We start from the raw sequence: 6,822 nt of genomic DNA, 5'->3' as shown, positions 1-6,822 counted from the left end.
GGTGGCCGTCCCGGGTCTTCAAATCGGCATGCTGGCCTAGAAAGTCTGCAACCTCGGCCTCGACCGCCTGGGCCAGCAGGGCACGCGCTCCATTGCGCAAGACTTCTGTGAGTTGGTCGTCGAAGATTCCTGGCTGAATCAGCTGGATGACGTTATCGTTGGACACGGCATATCGCTCCTTCGGTGGAGAAGTGGAGGCGTCAAGCACCCCCACGATATACCGCCTTCCCGATTCCCGCCGTCACCAACTTTCGGCGATAGCTCAGAGGGCCGTCCTGGCGATGGCAATGGGGCTCGTCCTGACCGCGCCGATCGGCGCCTTACAACGTTCATCGCAACCTCCAACCTCCGAGTGTTGCGACGACCGTTTGAATCCGCCGATAGAGTTTCGTGCAAACATAGGCGAGCCTTGGGCATCCTAGCCACGTCCCATTGTTCCTATGCCAGGCTTGAAACGCAGAGAGCTGCGCAGATGCCGGGCATGCCAGAAGACCCGAGCCCGGATAAGCCCAAGCCGGAGCTAGATAGCGGAGCTAGATAGCGGATCCAGACTTTGCGGTCTGTTTCCCGGATATACTCCATCGGGACATCGCCGATAAGATCGTTCCCCATGTAGTGATACTTGGCTGCAGCAATGGCTGGGGGATCATTCCGGATACCAAGCTTGTCGAGTCCCGCAAGAAAGTGTTTCTTTCCGTGGCCGTTCATGAAATTGTATTTGAGGCGCTCGATGGCCTTCGGCACCTTTTTCCCTCAAAGTCACCATCTGCAGGGCGGCGTACGCTCGAGACCACAGATAAGTCGAGAACTCGACAGTCTTGTACGTCGCTTCCTCTCGAAACATTAGTTCGCCCCACCCATTTGATGCACTTCAACAGAGAGTCTTTTTTGTCCACCACATCGCGGCGGAGGTTGGATATCTTTGGAATTCCCAAACATCAAAAATCGCACCTGCTCATATGATCGCGCGGCCCTCCTGCAGAAGAGAGTTACGCGCGCGACCGGCTACTGAAGATCCTAGAAAACGCGTCGATTAAAGTCGACGGCGCTATGGCAAGCTCGATGCTCCTCTGATCCTTCCAGACAATCGCTGAGACCATAGCGGGCCTCGCAAGTAGCAGATCAGCAGCCACAACTGATCTCGCTGGCATCTCAGCGCGGGCGTGATCGAGGCCGAAGAACAGGGTTTCGTTGAGAAGCTCGTCCCGCATCCGGCCATTGAAGCTTTCGCAGAAGCCGTTCTGCGTCGGTTTGCCGGGCGCGATGAAGAGCCAATCGATGATGTGCTGCTCCGACCAGGCCAGCATGGCGTTGCAGGTGAACTCGGTGCCGTTGTCGGAGACGATCATGCTCGGCGTGCCGCGCTGATTGACCGGTGCCGTCAGCTCGCGCGCCACCCGCCGTCCCGAGATCGAGGTGTCGGGGATCGCCACCAGGCATTCCCTCGTCACGTCGTCGACGATCTTCAGGATTCGAAAGCGGCGGCCGGCTGGCGAACTGGTCATGAACAAAAATCCAGCGACCAGCGGGCATTCGGCCTGGCCTCGACCAGGATCGGCGCCCGGGTGCCCACGGCGCGGCGGCGGGCCCGGCGCTTGCGCACGGTGAGACCTTCCTCCCGGTATAGCCGGTAGATCCGGTTCAGCCCGGACGGCTCGCCCAGCTTCCGCAGCAGTACGAACAGCCGGCGATAACCGAACCGCCGGCGGCTATTGGCAAGCTCGCGCAATTGGCCGCGCAGTTCGGTGTCCGGCGGCCGGCACCGGTAGCGGACCATCTTGCGGTCAGCGCTGACGATGCAGGCCCGACGCTCCGACAGACCCATGATGGTCTGTAGATGCGCGACGGCTTCGCGCTTGGCGACGGGCCCTACCATTTTTTGACAGAAGCTCGCGCAGCGCCGCGGCATCCAGCATCTGCTCGGCCAGCAGCTTCTTCAACTTGGCGTTCTCGTCCTCAAGTTGGCGCAGCCGCTTAGCCTCAGAGACGTCCATGCCCCCGAACTTTGCCTTCCAATTGTACAGCGTCGCTTCCGAAACCCCGTGCTTCCGCGCAAGATCAGCGGTCTTCGCACCCGCCTCATGCTCGCGCAGCACGCCGATAATCTGCTCTTCCGTAAACCTGGCTCGGTTCATCTGTCCGTCCTTCAGAAGGCCGGACTCTAACGCTACGTGGAGGAAATCGGCAGGGGCAGGTCAATGGTGACGTGCGCCGGCCAAATTAAGCCAGTTTGAACTGGAATTTCCATTGATCCCCTGATGGGGACGAGGAGAGTTCCATGAAGGCATCGAAGTTTTCAGAGGCGCAGATCGCATTCGTGTTGAAGCAGGCTGAAGACGGCTCGGCGGTAGCGGAGGTCTGCCGCAAGGCTGGGATCAGCGAGGCAACGTTTTACAACTGGCGGAAGAAGTATGCGGGCTTGATGCCTTCGGAGATGAAGCGGCTGCGTCAGCTTGAGGAAGAGAACAGCAAGCTGAAGCGGATTGTCGCCGACCTGTCGTTGGGAAGGCCATCTTCAGGATGTGCTCTCAAAAAAACTCTGAGGCTTGGCCGCAAGCGCGAGCTTGTCGACAAGGTGCGACGTGACTGGAAAGTGTCTGTCAGGCGGGCCTGCTCCACGCTTCGAATTGATCGGGCACTATACGTCTACAAGTCAAAGCGTGGCGACCAGGCCACTCTGAAAAACCGGATCAAGGACATCTGCGAGACGCGGGTGAGATACGGATATGGCGCATTCATGTCCTGCTGCAACGCGACGGGTGGGCAGTTAACGTCAAAAGGGGCTACCGTCTCTCCCGGGAGTTGGGCCTGCAATTACGCAACAAAACGCCCAAGCGCCGCGTCAAGGCCAAGCTGCGCGAAGATCGAACCGATGCAAAACAGATCAACGAGACCTGGGCCATGGACTTCGTTCACGACCAGCTTGCCACCGGCCGCGAAATCCGCGTGCTGACGATTGTCGACATCTTCAGTCGCTTCTCGCCAGCGGTGGATCCGCGCTTCAGCTATCGAGGCAGGTCAATTCAGATACTGGTTGTCCAAAAAGGGAAAGGCCCCCGGTGGGCATACCGGAGGCCTTCTTGGAGGTCGAAGTTTAGAGCCTTTTTCTCCTTTCCGCTAACTTGATAGAGACTTAGAAGTTACGCTGAGCACGGAGGAGCAACGTTAGGGTGTGCTGGTCCTTGAGCTCATAAACCGCGCCCGGCTTCGCGAGAGTCGATTGCAGCGGGAGCGTCACCGTGCTTCCGCTTGCATACTTTTGATCGAGCATCGTGTAAGCGAGATCGGCCGTGAAGGTCAGGTCCTTGATCGGCGTCCAGCCTGTCCTCGTACCGATCACCGCATAATTGAAATTGGGGTTACAACCGCCGGGTCCGCTGGAGAGCGCGAGAGTCGTGACGAAAGTGCCGCAGATGTAGCCCTTCGCTGTGTTGCTGTAGCGCACAGCAGCCCAAGCTCCGTAGAGACTGGAGGTCCAGTGTGAATCCCAGTTGTGGTTGTAACCGCCGTTGAAGCCGTGGGTCGTAGTCAGCTCCTGGCCGGAGCCAGCCACGAACACCGAGTCGGACACACCACCAATTCCAAGACTCTGGTAGGCACCCGGCAAGCCCGTACCACCATACATCGCGAAGGTCGTACTCGACATATAGTCGTGGAAGTTATAACGGCTTGCGCCGTTCGTATAAACGCCTTGAATGTTGATGCTGTCGCCTGCGCCCGTCGGGATGTTTTTGATCGACAAAGCCAACTGACCAGCCCAGCCCCACTTGTCATCCGGATGACTGGTCAACTCGCTCGCGCCATAATACGCGGCATGGTTGTCGTGCGCTGCGAACGAGGCCTGAAAGAGACCCCAAGCCTGATCAACGCGAAGCATCGCGATGAAATCTGGAGCGCGCGTACCGCCGATATCGTTGGCACCATACGCCCCCGTTGCGAGACCCGCGACCGATGCTGCGCTCACGTTCCAGATGTTGCTAGTATAGGCCGAGACCTGATCCTGGGCCGAGAACGAAGCCGAAATGCCCTGACCGAAGTCGGCGGTATAGGTGATCTGGTTTACCGGGTCCCAGCCGCCGCCGCCAGGCAGGCCATCGAAGATATTCCCCGGATAGCTGGTCCAAGGCGCAGAGAACTGCGACTGCGCCTTACCGAAGGTGAACCCAGCAAACTGAAGGAACGCGTACCACACGGACAGAACATCCGCCTTCGAAGCAAAGGTCGTCGAGCCATTCACGGCAGTTGTCCCGGCCCCCGTATAGCTGCCGTCGGTCCACGTGTAGCCGAGGAGACCGTAGGCACGCACCATACCGTACTCCGTTGCGGTGCGCGTATCGATACCCAGAGCGACGCGCCCCCGAGAAGTATAGTAATTACTGAGACGATTCCGCGCGCCAGCTACGCTGCTATCGGCGGGATCGAAGATAGCGTTTGAATTGAACATCGCGTCGGCACGCATGAAACCAAGCAGCCTGATGCACGTATCGGTGCCCGGGATGTAGTAGAAGCCCGCACCATAGAGCGAACAGGCCTTCACGTACTCGACGGCCTTCGCCTTAACGGGAAGATCGGCGGCTTGTGCCCCGGCACCTGCCAACATTACCCCAGAACCCAAGACGATACTCTTTGTCAACTTCATCATTGGACCTCCAAGCTGGAAACCTTGTTTCCGTCCTACAAAAATCCGCCGCTACGAGCCTCGTGGGCGGGTGCTTGACGGAACGACTTCGAGGCGCCCCCTCGCTGTCCACCGTGACATACTTGCTAGATTCAATTGCTTCAATGAAATAATAAGAGCAACCGTTCGTTATTTGTAGTGCGTTGTGATTTGGCAACACTGCGCTCGGCAAGGCCCATCAGTGCCGAAATCGACCAAGCAAAGGCCTTCGAGGGGCACCTCGAAGGCTTTTGCTTGGAGATTTAACAGCTTGATCGGTTTGGCGTCTCGAGCTTAGCACAGGAAATGGAACACAAACAATTGTATTGGTCAATTGTTTTTTTGACATGGTAACTGTGTCGTGCCAACACTATTTCGGGCCGCCGAACGGGACTACGTACGTTCGCGCTAATGAGAGGAATCAGTTGTGCCGCCTACCGGCACATCAAAAATTGGCGGAAAGACCAACATGGCCGAGACGAAACAGCTCGATAAAGCCGTTACCGACTTCATCTGGAACATTGTTGAGATCCACTCCCAGCTTGAGGACATTCATAAGAGCTGGGCCCAGATGCTGGGAATAACTGAACCTCAGTGGCTAATCCTAATGGCTGTCGACGAATTGGATAATGGTCGCGGCGTCTCCGGAATAGCGGTTGCGAATAAACTGCGAATCCACCCGGCCTTCGTCACCAACCAGACTAAAAAACTTGAAAAAATGGAGTTTTTGACCCGCGTAACATCTCCTGAGGACGCGAGATTTCTGCAGATTTCGTTGACTCAGAAGGCGCGAGAGGAAATCACAAATCTGTCGATGACAAGAAAAGCACTCAACTCGACCATGTTTGGCGGCCTCGACGAGGAGTCCCTCCACTACCTCAATAAGCGGCTTGCCTCGATCGCCAAGAATAGCCAATTGGCATCTCAGAAGCTGAGCATCGGCATTTTATAAGGTCGTTGACTGATCCCGGCCCGCCGCAGTCTATCGCGACCTCACAGAACCCTCCAGATTCCGTCGAGTCGGCGCTCGTGATTCTCTGCTCGTCAGAGTGCATGAGCGAAGGTTTGGATGCGGCCACGGGAGCGGCGCGAGACCGGCGAGCTGGATCTGTTTCGCTCCCGGCTCGATCAGATCGACATGAAGCATTCGCTGGTAACGCTGGCGCGCACGGTGGATTGGGACTTCCTGGAGCAGGCGTTCGGAGCGGTTTACACGGACGGCCCTGGCCAGCCGCCGCTGCCGACGCGCTTGATGGCGGGGCTCGCGATCAAGCACACCTATGACCTGTCCGACGAGGTGCTGTGCGAGCGCTGGGTGGAGAACCCATGTCCTTTTTCAAGCAAAAAGATGCGAAGCACCGTCACCGCACCGGAGGTGCGGCGTGGTGAACGATTGTGAGGTGATTGCTGTCAGGTCGGGAGCAGGACGACGATGGCGACGGTCGATTAATCTTCCATTCGCGGATTAAGACCGCATGAGCGTTTATCGTCGCAGGCCCACCTCCGGACTTAGTGCGGCCGTCGGCAAACACGCCGGCCCGATGGGGTTCTCGAGGATTGCCCTGACCGTTCGTCCTGCCCCCGGCCAAACAGGCCCGGCGCGAGCGCGACTATGAAGTCACCGGCTTCACCTCCTGGGCAATCGCCCAAACGAAGCCGCACAGCTCTCGCGCAATCGCGGCCACCACCACGGTTGGCTTCTTCCCGGCTGCACTTAATGTGCGAAACCGTTTACAAAGGCGAAGTTGCGCCTTCCAGGCAATGTCGCGAACTATCTTGGTAAGCCGCACGACGATCTCGGCCTTGTCCTTGGCAACGCGCGGTGGATAGCGATAGCTCCAGGCAGCCTCGATGAGCATTCGCCGTGCCTCGCCCCGGTCTTGGTGATACCGCCGCGCCAGATCTGTTGGCCGTTTGACTGCTCCGAAGGCACCAGGCCGAGATACGACATCAGCTGCCGCGCATTCTCAAAACGACCGAGATCGCCGGTCGCTGCGACAAACGTCGCGGAGGAGATGGAAATCGAGACCTCGCAACGTAAGCCCCCGGTGAAGCTTTCAATTACCGTAAGCGCGAATTTCCCTGCACCTTTTGCTTTTGAGTGCTCTGATGCATGAGGTGTCCACCAAAATAGGTGGACACCTTGTGATGGCACACGATGATCA

4 protein-coding genes and 4 pseudogenes are annotated in these 6,822 nt (G+C 57.9%); 3 read left to right on the top strand and 5 right to left on the bottom strand.

Annotation, left to right across the window (positions count from 1 at the left end):
• The 3 genes and pseudogenes from IVB48_RS34995 to IVB48_RS34985 form a co-directional block, all read right to left on the bottom strand.
• Positions 1 to 166 (bottom strand): annotated as a pseudogene (locus tag IVB48_RS34995) (IS256 family transposase); the annotation flags it as partial.
• A gap of 272 nt (positions 167 to 438) precedes the next feature.
• Positions 439 to 744 (bottom strand): siphovirus Gp157 family protein, encoded by a 306-nt coding sequence (locus IVB48_RS34990; RefSeq protein WP_247407456.1) that lies wholly within the window; start codon positions 742 to 744, stop codon positions 439 to 441.
• A gap of 410 nt (positions 745 to 1,154) precedes the next feature.
• A pseudogene (locus IVB48_RS34985) lies at positions 1,155 to 2,135 on the bottom strand (IS3 family transposase); the annotation flags it as partial.
• Between the two features lie 143 nt (positions 2,136 to 2,278).
• Here IVB48_RS34985 and IVB48_RS34980 point away from each other — a divergent pair.
• Positions 2,279 to 3,015 (top strand): annotated as a pseudogene (locus tag IVB48_RS34980) (transposase); the annotation flags it as partial.
• 118 nt (positions 3,016 to 3,133) lie between these two features.
• Here the strand turns inward: IVB48_RS34980 and IVB48_RS34975 are convergent.
• Entirely contained in the window at positions 3,134 to 4,639 is a 1,506-nt protein-coding gene (locus IVB48_RS34975) for a porin (protein WP_247407458.1), read from the bottom strand.
• A gap of 487 nt (positions 4,640 to 5,126) precedes the next feature.
• On the opposite strand from IVB48_RS34975, the gene IVB48_RS34970 reads away from it, so the two are divergent.
• The gene (locus IVB48_RS34970) at positions 5,127 to 5,609 is read left to right on the top strand and encodes a MarR family transcriptional regulator (protein WP_247407454.1); all 483 of its coding nucleotides are present in this window, start codon (positions 5,127 to 5,129) and stop codon (positions 5,607 to 5,609) included.
• 117 nt (positions 5,610 to 5,726) lie between these two features.
• A pseudogene (locus IVB48_RS34965) lies at positions 5,727 to 5,984 on the top strand (IS5/IS1182 family transposase); the annotation flags it as partial.
• A gap of 283 nt (positions 5,985 to 6,267) precedes the next feature.
• On the opposite strand, the gene IVB48_RS34960 reads toward IVB48_RS34965, so the two are convergent.
• Entirely contained in the window at positions 6,268 to 6,516 is a 249-nt protein-coding gene (locus IVB48_RS34960; RefSeq protein WP_247407452.1) for a hypothetical protein, read from the bottom strand.
• Positions 6,517 to 6,822: the final 306 nt, after the last annotated feature.

The sequence above is a fragment of the Bradyrhizobium sp. 76 genome, from assembly GCF_023073025.1.
Lineage (GTDB): Bacteria > Pseudomonadota > Alphaproteobacteria > Rhizobiales > Xanthobacteraceae > Bradyrhizobium.
This window is presented reverse-complemented; position numbering and strand designations above follow the sequence as displayed.

Excerpts from the sequence above, each read along its gene's own strand:
- IVB48_RS34975 (WP_247407458.1), bottom strand. The coding sequence starts at position 4,639 with ATGAAGTTGACAAAGAGTATCGTCTTGGGTTCTGGGGTAATGTTGGCA.
- IVB48_RS34970 (WP_247407454.1), top strand. The coding sequence starts at position 5,127 with ATGGCCGAGACGAAACAGCTCGATAAAGCCGTTACCGACTTCATCTGG.
- IVB48_RS34960 (WP_247407452.1), bottom strand. The coding sequence starts at position 6,516 with ATGCTCATCGAGGCTGCCTGGAGCTATCGCTATCCACCGCGCGTTGCC.